This is a genomic window from Marinobacter flavimaris, from assembly GCF_045057155.1.
GTDB classification, from domain to species: Bacteria; Pseudomonadota; Gammaproteobacteria; order Pseudomonadales; family Oleiphilaceae; genus Marinobacter; species Marinobacter manganoxydans.
Genome location: NZ_CP171359.1, coordinates 2,864,433 through 2,887,022 on the forward strand (window position 1 = coordinate 2,864,433; position 22,590 = coordinate 2,887,022).

General features: G+C 57.3%; 21 protein-coding genes and 1 other RNA gene. 6 read left to right on the forward strand and 16 right to left on the reverse strand.

What is annotated here, in order from left to right; translation table 11 throughout:
• Positions 1-8 precede the first annotated feature (8 nt).
• From carB to grpE, 6 genes are all read right to left on the reverse strand, one after another.
• Complete coding sequence (carB, locus tag ACGK9W_RS13545; RefSeq protein WP_405417155.1) at positions 9-3,227, reverse strand: carbamoyl-phosphate synthase large subunit; 3,219 nt, start codon at positions 3,225-3,227, stop codon at positions 9-11.
• An 80-nt stretch (positions 3,228-3,307) separates the two neighbouring features.
• On the reverse strand, positions 3,308-4,438 hold the full coding sequence (gene carA, locus ACGK9W_RS13550; RefSeq protein WP_008171520.1) for a glutamine-hydrolyzing carbamoyl-phosphate synthase small subunit: 1,131 nt from the start codon (positions 4,436-4,438) through the stop codon (positions 3,308-3,310).
• A gap of 194 nt (positions 4,439-4,632) precedes the next feature.
• Complete coding sequence (dapB, locus tag ACGK9W_RS13555) at positions 4,633-5,433, reverse strand: 4-hydroxy-tetrahydrodipicolinate reductase (protein WP_008171519.1); 801 nt, start codon at positions 5,431-5,433, stop codon at positions 4,633-4,635.
• Positions 5,434-5,459: 26 nt separating this feature from the next.
• Positions 5,460-6,587: a molecular chaperone DnaJ gene (dnaJ, locus tag ACGK9W_RS13560; RefSeq protein ID WP_014578300.1), complete on the reverse strand. Its 1,128-nt coding sequence runs from the start codon at positions 6,585-6,587 to the stop codon at positions 5,460-5,462.
• A gap of 78 nt (positions 6,588-6,665) precedes the next feature.
• Positions 6,666-8,591, reverse strand: a complete 1,926-nt coding sequence (gene dnaK / locus ACGK9W_RS13565; RefSeq protein ID WP_014578301.1) for a molecular chaperone DnaK — start codon at positions 8,589-8,591, stop codon at positions 6,666-6,668.
• A gap of 92 nt (positions 8,592-8,683) precedes the next feature.
• Complete coding sequence (gene grpE, locus ACGK9W_RS13570) at positions 8,684-9,283, reverse strand: nucleotide exchange factor GrpE (RefSeq protein WP_008171515.1); 600 nt, start codon at positions 9,281-9,283, stop codon at positions 8,684-8,686.
• 255 nt (positions 9,284-9,538) lie between these two features.
• On the opposite strand from grpE, the gene recN reads away from it, so the two are divergent.
• The gene (recN, locus tag ACGK9W_RS13575; protein ID WP_053115472.1) at positions 9,539-11,218 is read left to right on the forward strand and encodes a DNA repair protein RecN; all 1,680 of its coding nucleotides are present in this window, start codon (positions 9,539-9,541) and stop codon (positions 11,216-11,218) included.
• 104 nt (positions 11,219-11,322) lie between these two features.
• Here recN and fur read toward each other — a convergent pair whose 3' ends face one another.
• Positions 11,323-11,733, reverse strand: coding sequence for a ferric iron uptake transcriptional regulator (fur, locus tag ACGK9W_RS13580; protein ID WP_008171512.1), 411 nt, complete (start codon positions 11,731-11,733; stop codon positions 11,323-11,325).
• Between the two features lie 122 nt (positions 11,734-11,855).
• Here fur and ACGK9W_RS13585 point away from each other — a divergent pair, with 122 nt between their 5' ends.
• Positions 11,856-12,182 (forward strand): outer membrane protein assembly factor BamE, encoded by a 327-nt coding sequence (locus ACGK9W_RS13585; RefSeq protein ID WP_053113044.1) that lies wholly within the window; start codon positions 11,856-11,858, stop codon positions 12,180-12,182.
• Here the strand turns inward: ACGK9W_RS13585 and ACGK9W_RS13590 are convergent.
• The 3 genes from ACGK9W_RS13590 to ACGK9W_RS13600 form a co-directional block, all read right to left on the reverse strand.
• Positions 12,176-12,466, reverse strand: coding sequence for an RnfH family protein (locus ACGK9W_RS13590; protein WP_053113045.1), 291 nt, complete (start codon positions 12,464-12,466; stop codon positions 12,176-12,178). The genes ACGK9W_RS13585 and ACGK9W_RS13590 overlap by 7 nt on opposite strands.
• Complete coding sequence (locus ACGK9W_RS13595) at positions 12,463-12,909, reverse strand: type II toxin-antitoxin system RatA family toxin (protein WP_008171509.1); 447 nt, start codon at positions 12,907-12,909, stop codon at positions 12,463-12,465. The genes ACGK9W_RS13590 and ACGK9W_RS13595 overlap by 4 nt, the downstream gene beginning before the upstream one ends.
• A gap of 72 nt (positions 12,910-12,981) precedes the next feature.
• Positions 12,982-14,607 carry a sodium-dependent transporter gene (locus ACGK9W_RS13600; protein ID WP_273157114.1) on the reverse strand — a complete coding sequence of 542 codons (1,626 nt, stop codon included), beginning with the start codon at positions 14,605-14,607 and terminating at the stop codon, positions 12,982-12,984.
• 200 nt (positions 14,608-14,807) lie between these two features.
• On the opposite strand from ACGK9W_RS13600, the gene smpB reads away from it, so the two are divergent.
• The 4 genes from smpB (at position 14,808) to ACGK9W_RS13620 (ending at position 17,863) form a co-directional block, all read left to right on the forward strand.
• The gene (smpB, locus tag ACGK9W_RS13605; RefSeq protein WP_008171507.1) at positions 14,808-15,287 is read left to right on the forward strand and encodes an SsrA-binding protein SmpB; all 480 of its coding nucleotides are present in this window, start codon (positions 14,808-14,810) and stop codon (positions 15,285-15,287) included.
• 140 nt (positions 15,288-15,427) lie between these two features.
• On the forward strand, positions 15,428-16,846 hold the full coding sequence (locus tag ACGK9W_RS13610) for a WS/DGAT/MGAT family O-acyltransferase (RefSeq protein ID WP_405417160.1): 1,419 nt from the start codon (positions 15,428-15,430) through the stop codon (positions 16,844-16,846).
• Positions 16,847-16,936: 90 nt separating this feature from the next.
• Positions 16,937-17,301, forward strand: a transfer-messenger RNA (tmRNA) gene (ssrA, locus tag ACGK9W_RS13615).
• 295 nt (positions 17,302-17,596) lie between these two features.
• Positions 17,597-17,863, forward strand: a complete 267-nt coding sequence (locus ACGK9W_RS13620) for a hypothetical protein (protein ID WP_405417161.1) — start codon at positions 17,597-17,599, stop codon at positions 17,861-17,863.
• A 212-nt stretch (positions 17,864-18,075) separates the two neighbouring features.
• Here the strand turns inward: ACGK9W_RS13620 and ACGK9W_RS13625 are convergent, their stop codons facing one another.
• From ACGK9W_RS13625 to ACGK9W_RS13650, 6 genes are all read right to left on the reverse strand, one after another.
• Positions 18,076-18,756: a tyrosine-type recombinase/integrase gene (locus ACGK9W_RS13625; RefSeq protein WP_405417163.1), complete on the reverse strand. Its 681-nt coding sequence runs from the start codon at positions 18,754-18,756 to the stop codon at positions 18,076-18,078.
• Positions 18,757-18,984: 228 nt separating this feature from the next.
• A complete protein-coding gene (locus ACGK9W_RS13630) occupies positions 18,985-19,206 on the reverse strand; it encodes a hypothetical protein (RefSeq protein ID WP_405417165.1) in 222 nt (73 codons plus the stop codon).
• 295 nt (positions 19,207-19,501) lie between these two features.
• A complete protein-coding gene (locus ACGK9W_RS13635; protein WP_053112091.1) occupies positions 19,502-20,827 on the reverse strand; it encodes an IS1182 family transposase in 1,326 nt (441 codons plus the stop codon).
• Positions 20,828-20,966: 139 nt separating this feature from the next.
• On the reverse strand, positions 20,967-21,131 hold the full coding sequence (locus ACGK9W_RS13640) for a hypothetical protein (protein ID WP_405417167.1): 165 nt from the start codon (positions 21,129-21,131) through the stop codon (positions 20,967-20,969).
• A gap of 37 nt (positions 21,132-21,168) precedes the next feature.
• Positions 21,169-21,711, reverse strand: a complete 543-nt coding sequence (locus ACGK9W_RS13645; RefSeq protein WP_405417169.1) for a hypothetical protein — start codon at positions 21,709-21,711, stop codon at positions 21,169-21,171.
• Between the two features lie 180 nt (positions 21,712-21,891).
• Complete coding sequence (locus ACGK9W_RS13650; protein ID WP_405417171.1) at positions 21,892-22,269, reverse strand: hypothetical protein; 378 nt, start codon at positions 22,267-22,269, stop codon at positions 21,892-21,894.
• Positions 22,270-22,590: the final 321 nt, after the last annotated feature.

Genomic DNA, 22,590 nt, shown 5'->3' on the forward strand with positions numbered 1-22,590 from the left:
CCATAGTCTCACTTTCCTGCGTGAAGATCCTGGAGGCGGCGTACAGTGCGCTCCGGGCCGAACTTGATGGCCCGGCAGAAGGCTTCGCCGCCCGCCAGTGTTGTTGTGTAGGTTACCTTGGTCTGCAACGCCGACTGGCGGATCTGGGCCGAGTCGGAAATCGCCTTGCGACCTTCAGTGGTATTGATGATCAGCTGAACCTGACCGTTCTTGATGGCATCCACGATATGCGGACGACCTTCACGGACCTTGTTCACGCGATCAACCTCGATTCCGGCCTCTCTCAGGGCCTTGGCGGTGCCGGTGGTAGCCACAAGCTTGAAGCCGGCTTCGACCAGATCCCGGGCCACTTTTGCGGCGCCGGGCTTGTCAACATCCCGCACAGACATGAACGCAGTGCCCTTGGCCGGCAGACGCTCACCAACAGCCAACGCGGCTTTGGCGAAGGCTTCGTCGAAGCTGTCACCCAGCCCCATAACCTCACCGGTCGATTTCATTTCCGGCCCAAGGATCGGATCCACCGCCGGGAATTTGTTGAACGGGAACACCGACTCTTTCACCGCATAATAGCTGGGGATGATTTCCTGGGTGAACTCCAGCTCTTTGAGGGTCTTGCCAGCCATCACCCGGGCCGCCACCTTGGCCAGGGACGCACCGATGGCCTTGGACACGAACGGCACGGTACGCGAGGCCCGCGGGTTTACCTCGATCACGTAGATCTCGCCGTCCTGCCAGGCCAGCTGCACGTTCATCAGGCCGACCACATCCAGCTCGATGGCCATCTTCTTGACGGCATCGCGCATTTCGTCCTGAACCTGCTGGGGCAGGGTGTACGGCGGCAGTGAACAGGCGGAGTCACCGGAGTGAACGCCGGCCTGCTCAATGTGCTGCATGATGCCACCAATCACTACGTCTTTACCGTCGGAGATGGCGTCGATGTCCACCTCGATGGCGGCGTTCAGGAAGTGGTCTAGCAGCACCGGGCTGTCGTTCGAGACCAGCACTGCGTTGCGCATGTAGCGAACCAGTTCTTCCTCGTCGTAGACGATTTCCATGGCACGACCGCCCAGCACGTAAGACGGACGCACAACCAGCGGGTAGCCGATCTCTCTGGCTGCCAGGATGCCTTCCTCGTGACTGCGCACGGTGGCGTTTTCCGGCTGCTTCAGGCCCAGGCGGGTGATCATCTGCTGGAACCGTTCCCGGTCCTCGGCGCGGTCGATGGCGTCCGGGCTGGTGCCAATGATGGGCACGCCGGCCGCTTCCAGGCCGCGGGCCAGTTTCAGCGGGGTCTGGCCGCCGTACTGGACTATCACGCCCTTGGGCTTCTCGACGTGAATGATTTCCAGCACGTCTTCCAGGGTGATCGGCTCGAAGTACAACCGGTCGGAGGTGTCGTAGTCGGTGGACACGGTCTCCGGGTTGCAGTTGATCATGATGGTTTCGTAGCCGTCTTCACGCATGGCCAGGGCCGCATGCACACAGCAGTAATCGAACTCGATGCCCTGGCCGATCCGGTTGGGGCCACCACCGATCACCACGATCTTCTCGCGGTCGCTGGCGTCCGACTCGCACTCTTCCTCATAGGTGGAGTACATGTACGCGGTGTCGGAGGCAAACTCGGCGGCGCAGGTATCCACGCGCTTGTACACCGGGCGGATATCCAGATCGTGGCGCAGCTTGCGCAGGCTTACCTCGGAGATGCCCAGCAGTTTCGCCAGGCGGGCATCGGAGAAGCCCTTGCGCTTGAGACGGAACAGGGTGGCCTGGTCAATGTCGGCCTTGCCGGCACTCTTCAGCGCCTGCTCTTCCCTGATCAGGTCCTCGATCTGCACCAGGTACCAGGGATCCACGTGGGTATGCTCGTGCAGGTCCTCCACCGTCATGCCAGCCCGGAAAGCGTCGCCGATGTACCAGATGCGGTCGGCACCGGGCACATTCAGTTCGCGGGTCAGGGTCTCCCGGGAATTCTCGGAATCCAGATCTTCGAGTTTCTCATCAAAGCCTTCGGAGCCCACTTCCAGGCCGCGCAGGGCTTTCTGCAGGGATTCCTGGAAGGTCCGGCCGATGGCCATGACCTCACCCACGGATTTCATCTGGGTAGTCAGGCGGGCGTCGGCCTGGGGGAATTTCTCGAAGGTGAACCGGGGGATCTTGGTGACCACATAGTCGATGGACGGCTCGAACGAGGCCGGGGTGACGCCACCGGTAATTTCGTTGCGCAGTTCGTCCAGGGTGTAGCCCACCGCCAGTTTCGCGGCGACCTTGGCGATCGGGAAGCCGGTGGCCTTGGAGGCCAGCGCCGAGGAGCGGGACACCCGGGGGTTCATCTCGATGACGACCATGCGGCCGGTGTCCGGATTCATGCCGAACTGCACGTTGGAGCCGCCGGTTTCCACACCGATTTCACGCAGGACTGCCAACGAGGCGTTCCGCATGATCTGGTATTCTTTGTCAGTGAGGGTCTGGGCCGGGGCCACGGTGATGGAGTCACCGGTGTGCACACCCATGGCGTCGAAGTTCTCGATGGCGCAGACAATGATGCAGTTGTCGTTTTTGTCCCGGACGACTTCCATCTCGTACTCTTTCCAGCCGATCAGGGATTCGTCGATCAGCAGTTCGTTGGTCGGGGACAGATCCAGACCACGGGTGCAGATTTCCTCGAACTCGTCGCGGTTGTAAGCAATACCGCCGCCGGAGCCGCCCATGGTGAAGGACGGACGGATGATGCACGGGAAGCCGATGTCGTCAGCCACTTTCCAGGCTTCTTCCATGGAGTGGGCGATGGTGGCCCGCGGACACTCGAGGCCGATCTTCTTCATGGCCTTGTCGAAGCGGTCCCGGTCTTCGGCTTTATCAATGGTGTCGGCGTTGGCGCCGATCATTTCCACGCCGTGCTTTTCCAGAATGCCGTGGCGCTCGAGGTCCAGGGCGCAGTTCAGCGCGGTCTGGCCGCCCATGGTGGGCAACAGCGCATCCGGCTGCTCTTTCTCGATGATCTTCTCGACGGTCTTCCAGGTGATCGGCTCGATGTAGGTGGCATCGGCCATGACCGGGTCGGTCATGATGGTTGCCGGGTTGGAGTTAACCAGAATAACCCGGTAACCCTCTTCGCGCAGCGCCTTGCAGGCCTGGGCTCCGGAGTAATCAAACTCGCACGCCTGCCCGATCACGATGGGGCCGGCGCCCAGGATCAGGATGCTTTGGATGTCGGTACGTTTTGGCATGTCTTGGTAAACCTGTCAGCAACTTTTGAATTCTGGCAGCGCAACACGCGGCGCCCGTGAGCTTTCCGTAGCGATCGGTCTCAGGCCGATCGCGCCTCCATCAGGCGGATAAACTCGTCAAACAGCGGGGCCACATCATGGGGGCCGGGGCTGGCTTCCGGGTGGCCCTGGAAGCTGTAGGCCGGCTTGTCGGTCCGGCGAATGCCCTGCAGGGTGCCGTCAAACAGGGACTTGTGAGTCGCCTCGACATTGGCCGGCAGAGTTGCCTCATCCACGGCAAACCCGTGGTTCTGGCTGGTGATCATCACGGTGCCGGTGGCGATATCCTGAACCGGATGGTTGGCTCCGTGGTGGCCATGCCCCATCTTCATGGTCTTGGCACCGCTGGCCAGGGCCAGCAACTGGTGCCCCAGACAGATACCAAACACCGGAATCTCGGTTTCCAGCACTTCCTTGATGGCGGTGATGGCGTAATCACAGGGCTCGGGGTCCCCGGGACCATTGGACAGGAACACACCGTCCGGGTTCATCGCCAGAACCTCGGAGGCCGGAGTCTGCGCCGGCACCACGGTGATGTCGCAGCCCCGGGAGGCGAGCATGCGCAGGATGTTCAGCTTGACGCCGTAATCCCAGGCAACCACCTTGAACCGTGATTCCTCACGCTCACCGTAACCCTCGCCCAGGGTCCACTCCGTCTCTTTCCAGGACCAGATCTTGTCGGAGGTAACCTCTTTTGCCAGATCCATACCCTTGAGGCCCGGGAAGGCTTTTGCCAGTTCCAGAGCCCGCTCGGCAGTGGCGTTTTCACCGGCAACGATGGCACCGTTCTGGGAGCCTTTGTCCCGGAGGATGCGGGTCAGACGGCGAGTATCGATGTCGGCGATCCCAACAATGTTGTTGCTTCGCAGGTAATCGTCCAGAGTTCCCTTGCTACGCCAGCTGCTGGCCAGCAGAGGCAGATCGCGGATAATCAGGCCGGCGGCCTGGATGCGGTCTGACTCAATGTCTTCTTCGTTCACACCGGTGTTACCGATATGCGGGTAGGTCAGGGTCACGATCTGGCGGGAGTAGGACGGGTCGGTCAGGATTTCCTGGTAGCCGGTCATGGCGGTGTTGAACACCACTTCGCCGCTGGTTTCTCCGTCAGCGCCGATGGCTGTGCCGTAGAACAGGCTTCCGTCTGCGAGTGCAAGGATTGCTGGTGTGCTCAAGGCTTGTATCCTCATCGAGTGGCGTATCGGTTCGTCACGAACAGGAACGCAAGCGCAAATTCAGGTTGCAAAAAAGCGAGACGGAGTCTTAACTCGGTCCCGCTTTTTCAGAATCTTTGTGCAAAGGTACGCTTGGTGCAGTCAAACCGCCTTATTGTAAAAAATATGGCGCTTTGTGTCCACGAGAAATGGCCTCACTTGAGGTCCAGCACGTCCTGCATATCATAAAGCCCGGCCGGCTTATCCTTCAGCCATAAAGCGGCCCGCATGGCACCCTTGGCAAAGGTCATCCGGCTGCTGGCCTTGTGGGTCACCTCGATACGCTCACCCTCGGTGGCGAACAAGACGGTGTGATCACCCACCACATCCCCCGCCCGAATCGTTTCGAAACCGATTTCCTTGCGGGTTCGCTCGCCGGTGAAGCCCTCACGACCATAGACGGCACACTCTTTCAGGTCACGACCGAGGGCATCGGCGACGACTTCACCCATGCGCAGGGCCGTTCCCGAGGGCGCGTCTTTCTTGTGGCGGTGATGGGCTTCGATAATCTCCACGTCGTAGTCGTCACCCAGGGTTGCGGCGGCGGTGCGCAGCAGGTTGAGGACGACGTTAACGCCCACGCTCATGTTGGGCGCAAACACTACGGGCGTGGACTCGGCGGCCAGAGCCAGTTGCTGCTTTTCGGCGTCGGACATGCCGGTAGTGCCGATCACGAGCATCTTGCCGTTGGCCTTGCAGAACTCGGCGTTTTCCAGAGTCAGGTCCGGGAAGGTGAAGTCGATAAGCACATCGAAATCATCCTTCACATCGGCCAGGCTGCCGGCCATTTTGACGCCGGTTTTGCCGATCCCGGTCATTTCGCCGGCATCGGCGCCGATCAGGCTACTGCCGGGCTCGACCACGGCGGCACCCAGCTCGAGACCCTCGGTGCCGTCAACGGCTTCAATCAGGACTTTTCCCATGCGCCCGGCGGCGCCGATGATTGCTACCCTCATGCTCGCGTTCCTTCTTGTCGCGCCGATCAGAATTTCATTTCGTCGAAGAAGCTTTTCACGCCTTCAAACCAGGAGGTCTTCTTCGGGCCGTGCTCTGTGCCGTTACTGGCGTCCAGAGTTTTCTGGAACTCTTCCAGCAGCTCTTTCTGGCGCTTGGTCAGATTCACCGGCGTTTCCACGATCACACGGCACAGCAAGTCACCAGCAGGACCACCACGAACCGGGCTGACACCCTTGTTACGAAGGCGGAACAGCTTGCCGGTCTGGGTCTCCGGTGGAATCTTCAGTTTCACCCGGCCATCCAGTGTCGGCACCTCGAGCTCTCCACCCAGTGAGGCATCAACGATGCTGATGGGAACTTCGCAATAGAGGTTGCGGCCATCGCGGGTAAAGATGGAATGTTCCCGCACGGCTATCTGCACATACAGATCTCCGGGAGGACCACCATCGACGCCCATCTCGCCTTCACCGGAAAGGCGAATGCGGTCACCGGTGTCAACGCCGGGCGGCACCTTGACCGACAGTGTTTTCTCTTCCTGAACCCTGCCCTGACCGTGACAGGCCTTACAGGGGTTCTTGATGATCTGGCCGGAGCCCCGACAGGTCGGACAGGCCTGCTGTACGGTAAAGAAGCCCTGCTGCATGCGCACCTGCCCCATACCCTTACAGGTACTGCAGGTTTCCGGGCGGGAGCCTTTCTCGGCGCCGCTGCCGTCGCATACTTCACATTCGCGATGCCCCGGGATCTTGATCTGGACCGTCTTGCCTTTCACGGCCTCTTCCAGATCCAGCTCCAGGGTGTAGCGCAGGTCCGCACCCCGGGTGTTGCGGCCACGACCGCCGCCACCAAAGATGTCGCCGAATACATCGCCGAAGATATCCGAGAAGCTGGCACCGCCGCCTCCGAATCCGCCGCCACCGGCCTGGCCGTCAACGCCGGCGTGGCCGAACTGGTCGTAGGCAGCCCGCTTGGACGGCTCTGCCAGTACTTCGTAGGCTTCGCTGGCCTCCTTGAACTTGTTCTCGGCTTCGGTGTCGTCCGGGTTACGGTCGGGGTGGTACTTCATGGCGAGCTTTCGGTAGGCTCGCTTGATTTCCTTCTCGTCCGCGTCCCGGGAAATCCCGAGAATCTCGTAATAATCGCGCTTGGCCATGCTTTTAAAACCCTGTTTTTAAACGCGGAAAACGCGGGGATCTCCCCGCGTTTTCCAACTACCTGATGTACGTCAGATTTATCGCTTGTCGTCGTCTTTGACTTCTTCGAACTCAGCGTCGACAGCATCGTCAGACTTCTGGCCCTGGGCTTCTTCCTGCCCACCGGCTTGCTGGGTCTGATCCGCCTGATCTGCATACATCTTCTGGGCCAGCTCGGAAGAGACCTCGGTCAGCTTCTGAGTCTTGGCTTCGATGTCTTCCTTGTCGGAACCTTCCAGAGCGGTTTCGAGCTCCTTGATGGACGCTTCGATGGACTCTTTCTCGCTGTCGCTGACCTTGTCACCGGCTTCGTTCAATGTCTTGCGAACGGCGTGAACCATCGCGTCGCCCTGGTTGCGAACCTGGACAAGCTCTTCGAACTTGCGATCTTCCTCGGCGTTGGCCTCGGCGTCCTGCACCATCTTCTCGATTTCGTCATCGTTCAGACCGGAAGAGGCCTTGATCACGATTGACTGCTCTTTACCGGTCGCCTTGTCTTTGGCGGACACGTTCAGGATACCGTTGGCGTCGATATCGAAGGTAACTTCAATCTGCGGCACACCACGCGCTGCCGGCGGAATATCAGCCAGATCGAAACGGCCCAGCGATTTGTTCTGGGCAGCCTGCTTACGCTCACCCTGAACCACGTGAATGGTTACCGCGGTCTGGTTGTCGTCCGCTGTGGAGAACGTCTGCGACTTCTTGGTCGGAATCGTGGTGTTCTTGTCGATCAGCGGAGTTGCCACACCGCCCATGGTTTCAATACCCAGGGTCAGCGGGGTTACGTCCAGCAGCAGAACGTCCTTCACATCACCGGAGAGAACGGCCGCCTGGATGGCAGCACCCATCGCCACAGCTTCGTCCGGGTTAACGTCCTTGCGAGCTTCTTTGCCGAAGAACTCTTTCACTTTTTCCTGCACCAGCGGCATGCGGGTCTGACCGCCGACCAGGATAACCTCGTCGACTTCGCCTGCCTTCATGCCTGCGTCCTGCAGCGCCACTTTACACGGCTCGAGGCTGCGCTGAACCAGGTCTTCTACCAGAGATTCCAGCTTGGCACGGGTCAGCTTCACGTTCATGTGCTTGGGACCAGACGCGTCTGCGGTGATGTACGGCAGGTTAACGTCGGTCTGCTGGCTGCTGGAAAGCTCGATCTTGGCTTTCTCGCCCGCTTCCTTCAGACGCTGCATCGCCAGGGAATCGCCGCGCAGGTCGATACCGCTGTCTTTCTTGAACTGGTCTGCGAGGTACTCGATGATCTTCAGGTCGAAGTCTTCACCACCGAGGAAGGTGTCACCGTTGGTGGCCAGAACCTCGAACTGGTGCTCACCGTCAACATCGGCAATTTCGATGATGGACAGGTCAAAGGTACCACCGCCCAGGTCATATACCGCCACGGTACGATCGCCGCTCTTCTTGTCCAGGCCATAAGCCAGGGCTGCTGCGGTCGGCTCGTTGATAATCCGCTTCACTTCCAGACCGGCGATCTTGCCTGCATCTTTGGTAGCCTGACGCTGGCTGTCGTTGAAGTAGGCCGGAACAGTGATGACGGCTTCGGTCACTTTTTCGCCCAGGTAGTCTTCTGCAGTCTTCTTCATCTTCTTGAGAACTTCTGCAGACACCTGCGGCGGCGCCATTTTCTCGCCCTTCACTTCAACCCAGGCATCACCGTTGTCTGCCTTGGCAATCTTGTAGGGCACCATCTTGATGTCTTTCTGGACCACATCGTCTTCAAAACGACGACCGATCAGACGCTTGATGGCGTACAGAGTGTTGTTCGGGTTGGTAACCGCCTGGCGCTTGGCTGACTGGCCAACCAGGGTCTCACCATCGTCGGTGTAGGCGATGATGGACGGGGTGGTGCGATCACCCTCGGCGTTCTCGATTACCTTCACCTTGTCGCCATCCATGATGGCTACACAAGAGTTGGTCGTTCCCAGGTCGATACCGATAATCTTGCTCATTGAGTCACTCCAATTCTTCTGAATGCTTTCCAGGAGGCCATTTGCCTCCGCTTTCGCTATTTACTGGCTATATTGGCGCTTTAATCGGCTTTTCAAGCCTGCTCATCAATTTTTGGTGCATCTTCCGCTTTCGCGACCACCACCATGGCCGGCCGCACAACACGACCATTCAGCAGATACCCTTTCTGCACCACGGCTACCACGCTGTTCGGCTCGGCATCCGGCGCAGGCACCATGGACATGGCCTCGTGATGCTGGGGATCGAAGGGTGCGCCCACCGGGTTGATCTGCTCAACGTTGAATTTCTTCAGGCTGGACATGAAAAGACTCAGGGTCATTTCCACGCCTTCGCGAATTGAGGCAACCAGTTCGCCGGACTCATCGTGACCCTCGGTGCTCTCGACCGCCTTCTCAAGGCTGTCAGCTACCGGCAACAGCTCCTTGACGAACTTTTCCAGGGCAAACTTGTGCGCCTTCTCAACGTCGATCTCGGCCCGACGGCGCACGTTCTGCATTTCCGCCTGGGAGCGCAGCATCTGCTCCTGGAATTCCTGAACCTGAGCCTGGAGCGCTTCCACTTCGGAGGTTTCGTTGTCGCCGGCTTCGCCTTCAGCGGCCTGGGCCTCCTCTTTCGCAGCCTCGAGGGCTTCGTTCAGTTCCTCATGCTCGTTGCGGTTCTCGTCAGTGCTCATGGCTACTCCTGCTTCATCTAAAGCGGCCCGCTGTCAGTGGCCGGTTGAACATGGGCTCCGGCCGCCTCGAGCCGGAAAATGTCGTTGCGAACGGATATGGGGCCCGCTCTCCAGGTTTCAACCACCAAAGCCTGCAATCCTGAAGAAAATACCTGCCTCAGGTTTGCAAACCACAAAAACCCTGTATATATTCACAGTCACTGTATACATCCACAGTGTTTTGCCGGTTTCAGGAACAACGCGGAGGTTATCTGCATGCTGACTCAACTTACGGTTTCCAATTACGCCATCGCTGAACGGGTGGAACTCCAGTTCAGCAAGGGCATGACCGCATTGACCGGCGAGACCGGCGCCGGAAAATCCATCGTTCTGGACGCCCTCGGCCTGGCCATGGGTGGCAGAGCCGATGCCGGCGCCGTCCGGCATGGCGCCAAACGCGCCGACATCACAGCGACCTTCGACGTATCCGGCATTCCCGAGGCAACCGAATGGTTGGCAGAACACGAGCTGGATGACGACAACGATTGCATCCTGCGCCGGGTCATCAGCAAGGATGGCCGCTCCCGCGCCTACATCAATGGCCAACCCTGCCCCCTGAACCACCTCAAGGAACTGGGCGGTGTGCTAATGGATATTCACAGCCAGCATCAGCACCAGTCTCTTTTGCGCAAGGAAACCCACCGCAAGCTGGTGGACGAGTTCGCCGGCGTTGAGACCCTGGCCGCTGAAACACGGGAAGCCTGGAAATCCTGGAACCAGATCCGCCAGCGGCTGACCGAACGCCAGCAGAATGCCGATGAAGCAGAGGCCAAACTCCAGCTTTTGCGGTATCAGGTGGAAGAACTGGATCGTCTGGCCCTGGAAGCGGGCGAGCAGGAAAACCTGGAACAGGAACAGGCGCAGCTCAGCCAGGCTGATACGGTTCTGCACAACAGCCATCAGGCCGCCCTGCTTTGCACCGAAGATGAAACCAGCGCAGTGGATCTGGTGCGCCAGGCGTTACAGCAGCTGGAGCAGCTTCCGGTGGATGTTCCCGCACTGGCAGACACGATCCAGATGCTGAACGAAGCCCAGATCCAGATCAGTGAGGCCGGCGACAACCTTCGCCATTTCGTCGAGGACTACGAGGCCGATCCGGCTCGACTGGCGGAAGTGGAAGAACGGCTGAGCGCCATCTACCAGATGGCCCGCAAACACCGGATCACACCGGAAGAATTACCGGAACTGCATCAGCGCCTGAGTGCGGAGCTGGCCGAGCTGGACGGTGGCGAAGGCAGCCTGGAGCAGCTGGCCGCAGAGCTGGACAGCCAGCGCGGACACTTCGATGAACTGGCCGCGGAGCTGTCAGAGGCCCGTGCCAGGGCCGCCGCCGAACTGGATCAGCGGGTCGCAGCGGAGCTCGCCCAGTTAAGCATGCCCAACATGCAGTTCATTACACACCTGAACCGCAGCAACGGTGGGGAGCCGGCACCCCACGGACTGGAAGAGATTGAATTCCTGGTCAGCGCCAACCCGGGGCAACCTGCGCGGCCACTGGCCAAAGTAGCCTCCGGCGGCGAACTGTCGCGGATCAGCCTTGCCATCCAGGTGGTGGTTGCCCAGACATCAACCACACCCACACTGGTCTTCGATGAAGTGGATGTCGGCATTGGCGGCGGCACGGCCGAGGTGGTTGGCCGACTGTTACGGACTCTTGGCGGCAACGGACAGGTGCTCTGCGTCACCCACCTGCCGCAAGTGGCGGCCCAGTGTCATCAGCACCTGTTTGTCAGCAAGTTCACCGAGCAGGATGCCACCTTCTCGAAAATCGAGACGCTGGACGATCAGGGCAGAATCAGTGAAGTGGCGAGAATGCTGGGAGGCGTGGACATGACCGAACATACGATCGCTCATGCCAGGGAAATGTTTTCAAAGGGGCAGGCAACCCATCACTGAGCCGCGAGCAACGATCCACTACCCCTCTCGATCCTGAGAGCTGTTGGGGCGGGCCATAAACCCGCCCCTTTTTTCGTTCCTTCAGCCAACGACCCGAGCCAGGCTCAGGACTTGATCGGCTTTACGTACAGAATCAGGCTGTGGTCGACGATTTCGTAACCGTGCTCTTCGGCAATCTTCTTTTGTCGCTCTTCAATGACCTCGTCGACAAACTCGACTACCTCACCCGTCTGGGTGCACACCATATGGTCGTGGTGGTCGTCGCCGGCCATCTCGAACACGGCATGGCCGCCCTCAAAATTATGGCGCAGTACCAGCCCTGCTGCTTCAAACTGCGTCAGCACCCGGTAGACTGTTGCCAGCCCCACGTCATCGCCTTGCTCCAGAAGCTTCTTGTATACATCTTCGGCACTGAGGTGATGCTCCTCCGCGGTCTCCAGAATGTTGAAGATTTTGACCCGCGGCAGAGTCACTTTCAGACCGACTTTTCGTAATTCGGCGTTTTCGGATGACATGTTACTATTCACTCTTTGGTGTGCCTCACGGCTTCCGGTATGATGAAGCCGCCATTGAACGGTTAACCCGTGTCACACCTGCCTCTGGCAGGCGATTTCAAGATAGAGGATTTCCCCCGGCGATGCAAAAGCTCACAGCTCTCATTCTCACTTTCGTTCTATCCGGTTGCGTTTTCCCGGGCGTCTACAAAATCAACGTCCAGCAGGGAAACATCGTTACCGATGAGGAGCTGACGCAGCTGACCGAGGGCATGCCACGCAGCCAGGTGCACGCCGTGATGGGAACACCGCTCATGCTCAACCCGGTTGACCCCTCCCGCGAATACTACGTGTATACCTTCCAGAGAGAAGGCGGGGACATCCAGGAACAGCGCATTATCGTGTACTACGAGAACGACCAGTACGCCTATTACGAGGCACAACTGCTGGAAGAAACGCCGGCCTACTGAGCCTGACCTTTCTTTTTCGCCCGATTCAGTCGCGCCTGCTTCGGATCGATCTTCAGCGGGCGATACAGTTCCACCCGGTCACCTTCACGCAGTTCATGGGCGGCCGGGTCCTTGATCACCTTCCCGAACACGCCCATATCAATCGTATCCGGATCGATCTCCGGAAAAATATCGCTGATCCCCGACAGCTTGGCCGCCTCCAGGGCGGTCGTGCCCTCGGGCACATTCACCGGCACAATCTCCTGCCGGTCAGGCCGGGCATAGGCCACTTCCACCTGAATCATGCACCCTCCTTCCGGTAGAGCTCATCAGCGCGCCGGCAAAAGGCATCCACCATCGTATTGGCCGCCTGACTGAATACCGGCCCGAAGGTCATCCTTGAAAGCGATCCGGAGAACTCGAACTCCAGGGTCAGGATCACCTTGCAGGCGTTCTCATCCAGGGATTTGAAATGCCAGCGACCAGTCAGGTTGCGAAAAGGGCCATCCACCAGGTTCATCTCGATCGCCTCAGGCATCAGCAACTGATTCCGGGTTGTGAGCGTGTGCCGCACCCCACCCTTGGCGATTTCTAGCGACGCTGTCACCTGCTCGGGCTGGCGCTCATGAATCTCCGCGCCAGCGCACCAGGGGAGAAACTCCGGGTAACGGGCGATGTCATTCACCAGGTGAAACATGCGCTCGGCGGAGTGCATAACCAAAGCTGTTTTATCAATCTGATGGGGCATTGGAACCGGTTGTCCTGCTTGCAAACACGCTGTGAAAAGGTTGCAGACTTCTGGAGAGGAAGACAGCCTCAATCACACGCTATCATAAAGGATATCGTCCTGTTTTGGGGCTTTTTCGCCTGACTTACCACGACTTTCCTCCACCCCCGGCGGCTTCTGGTCTGACGCGGGCGCTGTCTTCTCGGCCTCGGCGGCTTTCTCCTCCGGCTCGGCCGGCGTAGCGGCAAAAGGCCGATCTCTCGCTGGCACTTCCCCGTCTTCCGAGACCATGGCAGCAGGCTGATCGCACCAGGCTGCAACATTGCCGTTGCTGCACAGGTTAGCCAGTGAAAAGGCCGTGTACTGGATCCCTATCCAGGCAACCACGAGGGGCAGCACCAGGCGCATCACCCAGAACCAGATGCCGGCGAACAGTTTTGGCGTTGCGCCGAGCATGGTACCCGAAAGGTGTCGGGTCAGGCACCAGCCGGTAAACAGCGCAATCAAGATGGCAACGAGCGGAATCAGCAGGCCACCGGTGATCAGCTCCAGCCAGCGGAACATGGTGGCGCCGCCCATCCGCTCCTCGGCCCAGACATTAAACGACAGCAGAGACGCGAGCCCGGCCAGCCACACCGACAGACCAATCAGCAGCACCGACAGTGCCCTGGGCGCCCCGGTCCACTCACGAAACCAGCCCACGATGGGCTCCAGCAGATTCAGGGATGTGGTCCAGACAATCAGCACCACTAGCAGAAAAACAGCGGCGATCACGAACTGGCTCGCGGGCAACTGGGCCAGCGTGACCGGCATGGAAACAAAGAGCAGGCTGAAGCCCCGTTCACCGTCAAAGCTGTTGCCGTCTGTTGCGATCGCGAAGATCATCAGGCCAGCCAGAATTGCCACCAGGGTATCCATCAGCACCACGGCCAGAATCGAACGCTTCAGACGGGTTTGAGGCGTGGTGTACGAGCCCAGTATCGCCCAGACACCCATACCGAGCCCGAGCGTAAAAAAGGCATGAAACAATGCGGCTTTCAGGCTTTCCCAGGAAAGGTCCTCGGGATGCATGGCCAGAATATGGTTGATGGCCCCGTCGATCCGACCATGCCAGGCAGCCAGGGCGAACAGCACGAGCATCAGCACCAGGGCGCCCGGCACAACCACTCTCAGGGCCCTTTCCAGCCCCCTCACTACGCCTTGCGCCGAGACCCAGAGCACCAGTAGCAGAAAGAAGATATGCCAGCCCATGAATACCCGGTACTGCCTGGGGTCGGACACCAGCCCCGCCAGAATCCCGGTTGCCTCTGCCTCACCGGCGCCGGAGAAACGGCCAAGTGCGCCGAAGAACACGTAAGCCAGAGCAATGGATCCGAAGACTGCCGTAAACGAGAGAACCAGAAAGGCGGCCAGTATGCTGAGCCGGCCAACCGCCATCCAGGCCCGGGACTGCCTGGCACTGCGAATCAACCCGTCCATGGCCAATACAATGCCGTGCCGGGAATACCGGCCAACAGCCGCTTCCGTCACCATCAGTGGCAGGGTCACCAGCAGCAGACAGGCGAGGTAAAGCAGGATGAACAGGCCACCACCATGCAGACTGGCCAGATAAGGGAACTGCCACAGGTTGGCAAGACCCACGGTAGCGCCCACCGCGGCCCAGAAGAAGGTTGATTTTCGGGTAAAGGACCCGATATGTGTCTGATACGGCGTAGGCATTCGCGTCCCTGAGGCCACTCAACAGGTCGGGGAGAAAGTCTGGGCCAGTATTGTAGCTGAAGGATCCCGTCGCGCACGAACCAGACACCGCCACAACGCCGAATTCGTGACCGGTCCGCCACTGTTGGGCTACAATGCGCCTTTTTCCGGCTGCAGCAACGCCGGCCCGTTCATTCGTCCGACCCCGGATTCATTGATTCATGAGCAAGAAAAAACCCGGAACGCCGAGCAATACCATTGCGCTGAACAAAAAGGCGAAGCACGAGTATCACATTGAGGAACGCTTTGAAGCGGGTCTCTCCCTGCTGGGCTGGGAAGTGAAGTCCCTGCGTGCGGGCAAGGCCCAGCTGGTGGACGCCTATGTGCTGCTCAAGGACGGCGAAGCCTGGTTGCTCGGCTCTCACATTACCCCGTTGATTGCGGCGTCCACCCACGTGATCGCAGACCCCACGCGCACCCGCAAGCTGCTGCTGCACGCCAAGGAAATTGCCAAGATCGTGGGCAAGGTCAACCAGGCCGGCTACACCTGCATTCCGCTGGCGTTGTACTGGAAAAACAACAAGGTCAAATGCGAAATCGCCCTGGTAAAAGGCAAGAAGCTGTTCGACAAGCGCGCCACCGAGAAAGAACGCGACTGGAACCGCCAGAAGCAACGCATCCTGCGCGAAACCAACGTTTGATCCTGCCCGCCACCAATTAACAAATACCTGACGCCGGTCATGGCCGGCGTGAACGGGTATGTCGCATACTCACTCTCTTTGTTCAGAATTCCATCGGGCCTATACTCGGGAACTCTGGTGCATGGCAAAGGGAGCCGCTTATGTCACCCAAACAGATACCAATGTCCGCCGTAGACCGCGCATGGCTACGCATGGACTCGCCCCAGAACCCCATGATGATCTGCGGGGTATGGACACTGGAACGCCCCGTATCGATGAACCGCCTCAGGCACACGCTCGAGGAGCGGTTTCTCTGCTTCAACCGGTTCCGGCAACGGGTGATCGACACTGGCGACCGGGCGTACTGGCAGGACGATCCCCTGTTCGACCTGGACAACCATCTGCACCGCATCGCCCTGCCGGGCAAGGCCGATAAGGCAGAGCTCCAGAAGCTGGTCAGTGACATGAACAGCACGTCGCTGGATTTCCGGCAACCGCTCTGGCAAATGCACTACATCGACAATTACGGGGACGGCGGCGCGCTACTCATCCGCATTCACCACTGCATCGCCGATGGCATCTCGCTGGTTCGTGTGATGCTGTCACTGACCGACAAAACGCCGGAACCCCGGCTGGGCAAAGTGGCCCGCAAGCGTCGCTCCAAACCCGGCAGGAAATCGGCCATCCAGAACTTTCTGCACCGTGCCGTGGATAGCGCGCAGACAGCCACCAACCAGGCCAGACTGTTTATCCAGTCCGTCCGTGAGGAGCCCAACTACCCGTTAAAACTGGCCACCACCGCCAGCGGTGTCGCCCTTGACCTCCTGAAACTGGGCCTGGCGCCCGGCGAACCCAAAACCGGACTGAAAGAGCCGTTATCCGGGCGCAAGCAAGTGGCCTGGGCCGATCCCCTCGACCTTGCCGAGGTAAAGGCCTGTGCCAAGGCTCTGGGGGGCACCATCAACGATGCCCTCCTTTGCACCGTTACAGGCGCCTTGCAGAGACATTTTGCCGCCCACAAAGAAACCATCCCCGAGTGCGGCATTCGGGTTGCCGTACCGTTCAATCTGCGGCCTCTTGATCAGCCCATCGAAACCCTCGGCAACAAGTTCGGGCTCGTACTGGTTACCCTGCCGGTGGAAGTGAGGGACCCGCTCGTGTGCTTCCGCCAGGTGCAGGAGAACATGAACCGGCTCAAACAGTCCTATCAGGCCCAGGTTACCTACAGCCTGCTTGATATCTTCGGGCGCGGCCCCGATGTTATCGAACGAAGGGCCCTGGATCTGCTCAGCAACAAGGCCTCGGCGGTACTGACCAACGTGCCCGGCCCGAAAGAGCCCCTGTATCTGGCGGGCAGCAAGCTGACCCAGCCCATGTTCTGGGTTCCCCAGAGCGGCAGCATCGGTATCGGCATGAGTATTCTCAGTTATGCCGGCACCGTGCAATTCGGCATCACCGTGGACAAGGCGATTCACGCGGATCCGGACGCCGTGATGGGCTACTTCCGGGAAAGCTTCGAGGCCCTGAGCCACGAGGCCCTGGCAGGCCGACATGACGCCATTGAGCGCAAGGCCAGCTAGGGTTCTAGGTACATCTACAGCCCCGAAAGCACAAAACTGCAACAAAGAAACCTTGAAGTCCGGCAAACCGGACACATATACTGAAGGTAAGGGGACGACATGGCTTCGACGCCGGTGGCGAACCCTTGAGTGCATGTCGAGATGGCAGCCAATCTCGTTAATCCAAAGCTGCAACGCAATAGTCGCAAACGACGAAAACTACGCACTAGCAGCGTAAGCTGCTAGTCGTCCTGACCGGGTCGCCCGTAGCCCGGAAGCAACATCTCAGGACGTCATCGCTTACGGGATGCTCCGTTACCCAGAGTTCACTGGTTAACGGCTAAGATTTAAAGAACTCGGTTCCTGCACCCTGGCTCTCGGGTCGCTTGAACTTAAATCAATAGAGAGACGCTAAACATGTAGACCTCAAGGCTGAGTACTGGCGGACGCGGGTTCAATTCCCGCCGTCTCCACCAAACAACCGAGAGAAAGCCCCTGATTTCAGGGGCTTTTTTTTGCCTGAAAAACGGCCCCATCCCTGCTACGTCCACAAACTGTCCATCCTGTAACTCTCAGATACCTTTGAAAATACTCTAAAGCAATAGGCGTGCCATAAATTTTATTTTCACCTTTTAGATTTGTAACAGCTTATTTCAATTGTCGGACAAATACACATGCTGGTAGAGTGTTTTTTGACCACACCACTATATAGTGCGGTGGTCATCTACTGTTAACACAAGATATGAGAGGTGACTAATGAGAGTATTCTCAGTGAACTATGACCTGAACAGCCCGGGTCAACGCTATAACGGTCTTGAGGAGCGCATTTCGCGGAGCTATCCCGACAGGATCAAAGGGCTTAAATCCACCTGGCTGATTCACACGTCAGATTCCGCCAACGACGTTTATCGAAAGCTTTCACCAGCTCTCGATGCGAACGACCGAATCTTGGTAAACAGGGTGACTTATGAGCACTCCGGTTTCCTGGATAATAACGTCGTCACCTGGCTAAAAAGCCGAATGAAACAAGCAGCCTAACGGAGGATACTGACGATGGCAGCCACAAAAAAAGGTAAGAAAAAGGTTCATGTTCCCGAACATGAGAGGAAAGGTAAGAACGGTAAAAGGATCAAGATCCCAGAGCATTACCGTTCTACCCCGAACTAAAGCAACTATGTAAGGAGTTACTTAGCCACCGGGTGGCCGCCCGGTGGCTGGTAATTAAAGAGCAAGAAGTTGGTTTTTTCAAGTTAACTCGCCAAATTACTCATAGGACTTTTTGAAATAGCATCCTTAAGGTGGTCCGCTGAAAGGTGCGAGTAACGCATAGTCATCGCAATAGTAGATTGCCCCAGGATTTTCTGAAGCGACAAGATATCCCCGCCATTCATAATGAAGTGACTTGCAAAAGTGTGCCTCAGGACGTGCGCAGCTTGACCAGAAGGAAAATTAATATCAGTCCTATCGAGCGCTCGACGGAACGCCGACAAAGAAAAGCTGAAGTATCCATGATTTTTCAAGTGCTTCCGGATTTCCTCGAACAGCTCTTTACTGACAGGCACTGACCTCGACTTTCCGCTCTTTGTGTTCACGAACGTAAGCTTTCCTTCCTGGATGTGACGCAGCTGCAAATTCTCAGCCTCTCCCCACCTAGCACCTGTTGCCAGACAGATCCTGGTTAAAAGATGAACGTGCGGATTCTGGCTATACTCCTCGATGGTTTTGAGGAGGTGACGGATCTCCTCGATCGTAAGCCAGGATAGCTCCCTTTCATCCAGGCGGATCATCTCGACGTTCCTGATCGGGTTGTCGAATTCAATTTCGTTCAGCCGGTTCAGCTGGTTATAGACCGCATTGAGGTAGCCCAGGTGATTATTCAGCGTTTTCTTGCTGCAGCCCTCAGTGCAGTGCAGGCCTGCCCTACAGCCCACGCGTTGAAGTCGCGAGTGTCATCCTGGAGGAAGAATTCGGCCCAGCTGATGGTGAGATTGAGGCCGGATCAGTAGAGGTCGGAATCGACGCCCATGTAGGAAGACACCATCTGGTGGATCTGGCTGATCGCAGGGCGGCAAGCTCGTAATCGCCCGCTTCATGGACTTCACAGGCCTGCTGAAAGCGCAGGCGCATGATTGTTTTCTTCTGGTTGCGAACGTCCGGAGTCATTGCCAGTCCTCCTGGTCCAGGGCCTGCTGAGAGAGCGCGGCGATGTTGATCATGCGCACCCGGCCAAACTTGAGTGAAGGCAAATGTCCTTTTTCAATCTGGCCCCTGACCTGCCCTTCCGTTGAGCCCGTAAGCTGGGCGTAGCGGTTCTGAGTCATGACGGGGGTTGCGATCAGAATGATTTGCTTTTGCTCGCCCACTGTTTTGCACTCTGCCACACTCCTTCCCATTCGTGTGTGAAAAAGAGCTGGCCGTCGTAGTATGTGGTGGCGGTTTCGGGCAGTTGTAGAACAACCCTAGAAGAATATGAAAAGAGAGCTAGGGGTCTGCGCGGCAGAAGTATTTTGAGCAAGTGACCCCGCCGCGTCGAATCACAGTTCGGCCCGAGAACGTATCCACAATATCCAGCCGAATAGAGTCTCGATTCTCTCTATTCAGTCAGTCAAGACGGTTATCAGCGAATGCGTTATCGTAGTCCGATCACTCAGTACGCCCAAGGATCCCTCGGACCCTCTATTTCAGCCTCATCAGTGAACTCATCCGCCTGAGATTAAGCGACAGACAGACCAGATCCCATTCACCCTGCACGGCGTGAAGGCCCCGCAGACTGAACTGTCGGAAGCCCAGAACATGCTTGATCCAGCCGTTGACCGCCTCAACCAGATGCTTGCGCTGAGCGTAAACCGATCGCCCGGTTGCCGTGGCCAGCTTCCCGGCCATCCGGGCGCTGGCCGGATAACGGCTCGCGTCTATCTCTGAACTCTTCTTGCCCTCCCGGCGCAGCGAGACATAGCCGTCGATGCTTTTGTCTTCCAGGGTCTGTAGATCTTCTTCTTTACGGTAACCCGCGTCAGCCAGACACTGATCCGGATAGGTTTCCAGAGTGTCTTTTGCCTGATCCAGCAGTGGTATCAGACAGCCATTGTCACTGGGATTATTGCCCAGGTGGTTGGCGACAATCAGCTGGAATTCACCATCCACGGCCAACTGGCCGTTGTAGCATTGCTGGAACCCGTCCGCCGTTTTCATAATCCGGCTTTGCGGATCGGTAAAATTGCTCTGATCCTTGTCATCCGGAACCCCATAATCCCGCTTGAAGTTCGGGCCCCCGCGAGGTGAGCGCCGATCATCGTCCGGGGACCGACCCCGGGCCTTGTCCCGCTCTTTCTGGTCTGCTTCCAATTTCTCTTTGGCGGCACGAATCTTGTCCAGCCGCGCCTGCCGGTACTGAAGCTCTTCAGGCAGTTCATCACCCCGGTTATCCGGGCCGAACTGTCGGTCTTCCGACTGGTCTGTCTGACGCGCCTGACGACAAAGTGCATCGATCTCTTTCGATAAACGATCGTCTTCCTCGCCCATGCGGCCATAGCTCATGGCCTTGTGCTTGCTGGCATTAGCCCGAACCTTGGTGCCATCAATCGCCAGTGTTCCCAGCGTGATCAGCTCCGCTTCCCGGGCAATCCGGACCACCTGAATAAACACGGCCTTGAAGGCAACCAAATGGTGTTTGCGGAAATCACAGATCGTGCGATGCCTGGGGAAGTTGCCTGCCGCCAGAACCCGGAAGGCCACGTCTTCTTCCAGCTTCCGGGCGATCTTGCGTGAAGAGAAAACGCCGGTGGCGTAGGCGTAGATCAGAACCTTCAGCATCATTCGTGGATCGAAGGGCGAGTTGCGTCGGCCGTTGCCTTCGTAGCGGGCATAAAACGCGCTTAAATCCAGCTCCTCGACGACATCACTGACAAAATAGGCCAGATGCCCCTCAGGCAGCCACTCGTTCAGGCTCGGGGGAAGAAGCAGTTCCTGGCCAGGCGAATACGGGCGGAAAGTGGTTCCCATCAGTCATCCTGTTGCTGAAGAATTTTGATCTATTGTGCCAGAATGTAGCTTCTGCCGCGCAGACTCCTAGTTTCGATAGCAACCTCTAACAAACAAAAAACCCGGCACTAGCCGGGTTTTTTCTAAAGTGCAGCTTGTTTTAAGCTGCTTTTCGATCTTTGCGAGAGGCGCGAGAGTTAGAGAGGCTCCAATCAATATGCTTGCCTTTCTCTCCCATCTGAACAAACGCTTTAGCAACAGAGTCTGCGATATCTTTTCTAAGCTCTTCCTTATACTTAAAAAACGCAGGATTTTGGTTTTGCATAGCTTCCTCTCCTTAAGGGAACTCTACCTTAATCAAATCAACCTACAGTAAATACGAGCCAATTTCCGTGAGTATCAACACTTAGCTCGGAAAGTTTATAGAGCTCTGTGTCCATAGTTGAGACCACAAGCTCAAAAAATTCAAGTGTAATTTCGTTACTCGCGTAAATCTTAACCTTTTTGACGCCAACAGAAGTAGCAAGTTCCAGACCGCCAATAACGAGGGATGAAGCGATCTGACCCAAGATTTTACCGCGCGTAAAACGATTAGACTCCTCCGTTTCAGGCTGACGAAGATCAAACCACGGAGAAAGACCAATGTTCATCACTTTAAGCCACCCATCCGGGTTATTGGGGAATACTGGCTTAAAAGTCGCTATCGCAAGAGCCTCTTCCTTCTCGCGATCATAAATACAATGAACATCTGTGCCAGAGGGACTTTCGGCTGACTTTTCAGCCCAAGCGACAGCCATTTCATAAGGGGCGTCGGGAACATCTGGCAATTTAGAAAGGGGCTCAAGCCACTGATGCTGAAGCTCCGCAACAACATCTTTCGAAACCTTTCTAAGCTCAATCGGCATTCGCTCATCCCTTTCAGCAGCGCAAATTGGACCGCCGATAGTATAGAAGCAGAGTTAGGAAAACAATACGTATGATCATTTTATGGGCAGGTTCTAACAACACAAAAAGCCAGGAAAAGGCTTTTTAGGCACGGCTAAACAACGGCCAATAAAGACGTTAAGTCAGTTGAGACTGGCGCGTTACCTAGAACAGGCTGCGTCACGGTACTTCCGGCTTTGTTCAGATCCATCTTTCTTGAACTCCTCAGTCCAGAATTCACACATTTGCCTGTTGGTACGAATAACGCTCGGGTCTGTGCGCTCCTCAGCTTGCTGTCGCCGGTTTTGTTGAAGACGTAGCTGTTCCTCTCTCGCCTGCTCGGCCAAGTCAACGTTCGAGCCGATCGAAGGTTGTTGAGAAGAACTTGAAGGAACACTGAACGTAGGGCGACCACCAAAGATTTCCTCCATGGTCGCTTCCATAATTACGAACGAAAGGAAAAACCCAATTATGCCGATTATTGCCCAAGAGACGATATTGCCGACAACGACAGCAGAAAAGATTTTGAACCAGGACATCGTTCACTCCATTGAAACACCGATAGGAAGCTTACCGAAGGTGTCAACAAAGTGTCCACGGCTTAGTGGTCTGATGTGGCTTACAGTGAATGGCTATTATCCCAAATGTCTGATTTGACAGGAACAGTGGTTTACTGTGTTGCCTCAAGAGCGCGCGGCATCGGGTTCAATTCCCGCCGTCTCCACCAAACAACCAAAAAGCCTCGTCACACAACGAGGCCTTTTTTTGTGCCCGGCCAGAGTGGTCTAAACTGGTTCCCTCAACGAAGATTACCGCCACACCCAAACATTCATTCTGTTTACAAGACGGAAGAGGGATTA

Excerpts from the sequence above, each read along its gene's own strand:
- grpE (WP_008171515.1), bottom strand. The coding sequence starts at position 9,283 with ATGAGCACTGACGAGAACCGCAACGAGCATGAGGAACTGAACGAAGCC.
- ACGK9W_RS13645 (WP_405417169.1), bottom strand. The coding sequence starts at position 21,711 with ATGCCGATTGAGCTTAGAAAGGTTTCGAAAGATGTTGTTGCGGAGCTT.
- ACGK9W_RS13610 (WP_405417160.1), top strand. The coding sequence starts at position 15,428 with ATGTCACCCAAACAGATACCAATGTCCGCCGTAGACCGCGCATGGCTA.
- smpB (WP_008171507.1), top strand. The coding sequence starts at position 14,808 with ATGAGCAAGAAAAAACCCGGAACGCCGAGCAATACCATTGCGCTGAAC.
- recN (WP_053115472.1), top strand. The coding sequence starts at position 9,539 with ATGCTGACTCAACTTACGGTTTCCAATTACGCCATCGCTGAACGGGTG.
- ACGK9W_RS13640 (WP_405417167.1), bottom strand. The coding sequence starts at position 21,131 with ATGCAAAACCAAAATCCTGCGTTTTTTAAGTATAAGGAAGAGCTTAGA.
- ACGK9W_RS13595 (WP_008171509.1), bottom strand. The coding sequence starts at position 12,909 with ATGCCCCATCAGATTGATAAAACAGCTTTGGTTATGCACTCCGCCGAG.
- carB (WP_405417155.1), bottom strand. The coding sequence starts at position 3,227 with ATGCCAAAACGTACCGACATCCAAAGCATCCTGATCCTGGGCGCCGGC.
- ACGK9W_RS13650 (WP_405417171.1), bottom strand. The coding sequence starts at position 22,269 with ATGTCCTGGTTCAAAATCTTTTCTGCTGTCGTTGTCGGCAATATCGTC.
- dnaJ (WP_014578300.1), bottom strand. The coding sequence starts at position 6,587 with ATGGCCAAGCGCGATTATTACGAGATTCTCGGGATTTCCCGGGACGCG.
- ACGK9W_RS13590 (WP_053113045.1), bottom strand. The coding sequence starts at position 12,466 with ATGATTCAGGTGGAAGTGGCCTATGCCCGGCCTGACCGGCAGGAGATT.
- dapB (WP_008171519.1), bottom strand. The coding sequence starts at position 5,433 with ATGAGGGTAGCAATCATCGGCGCCGCCGGGCGCATGGGAAAAGTCCTG.
- ACGK9W_RS13600 (WP_273157114.1), bottom strand. The coding sequence starts at position 14,607 with ATGCCTACGCCGTATCAGACACATATCGGGTCCTTTACCCGAAAATCA.
- fur (WP_008171512.1), bottom strand. The coding sequence starts at position 11,733 with ATGTCATCCGAAAACGCCGAATTACGAAAAGTCGGTCTGAAAGTGACT.
- dnaK (WP_014578301.1), bottom strand. The coding sequence starts at position 8,591 with ATGAGCAAGATTATCGGTATCGACCTGGGAACGACCAACTCTTGTGTA.
- ACGK9W_RS13635 (WP_053112091.1), bottom strand. The coding sequence starts at position 20,827 with ATGGGAACCACTTTCCGCCCGTATTCGCCTGGCCAGGAACTGCTTCTT.
- ACGK9W_RS13585 (WP_053113044.1), top strand. The coding sequence starts at position 11,856 with ATGCAAAAGCTCACAGCTCTCATTCTCACTTTCGTTCTATCCGGTTGC.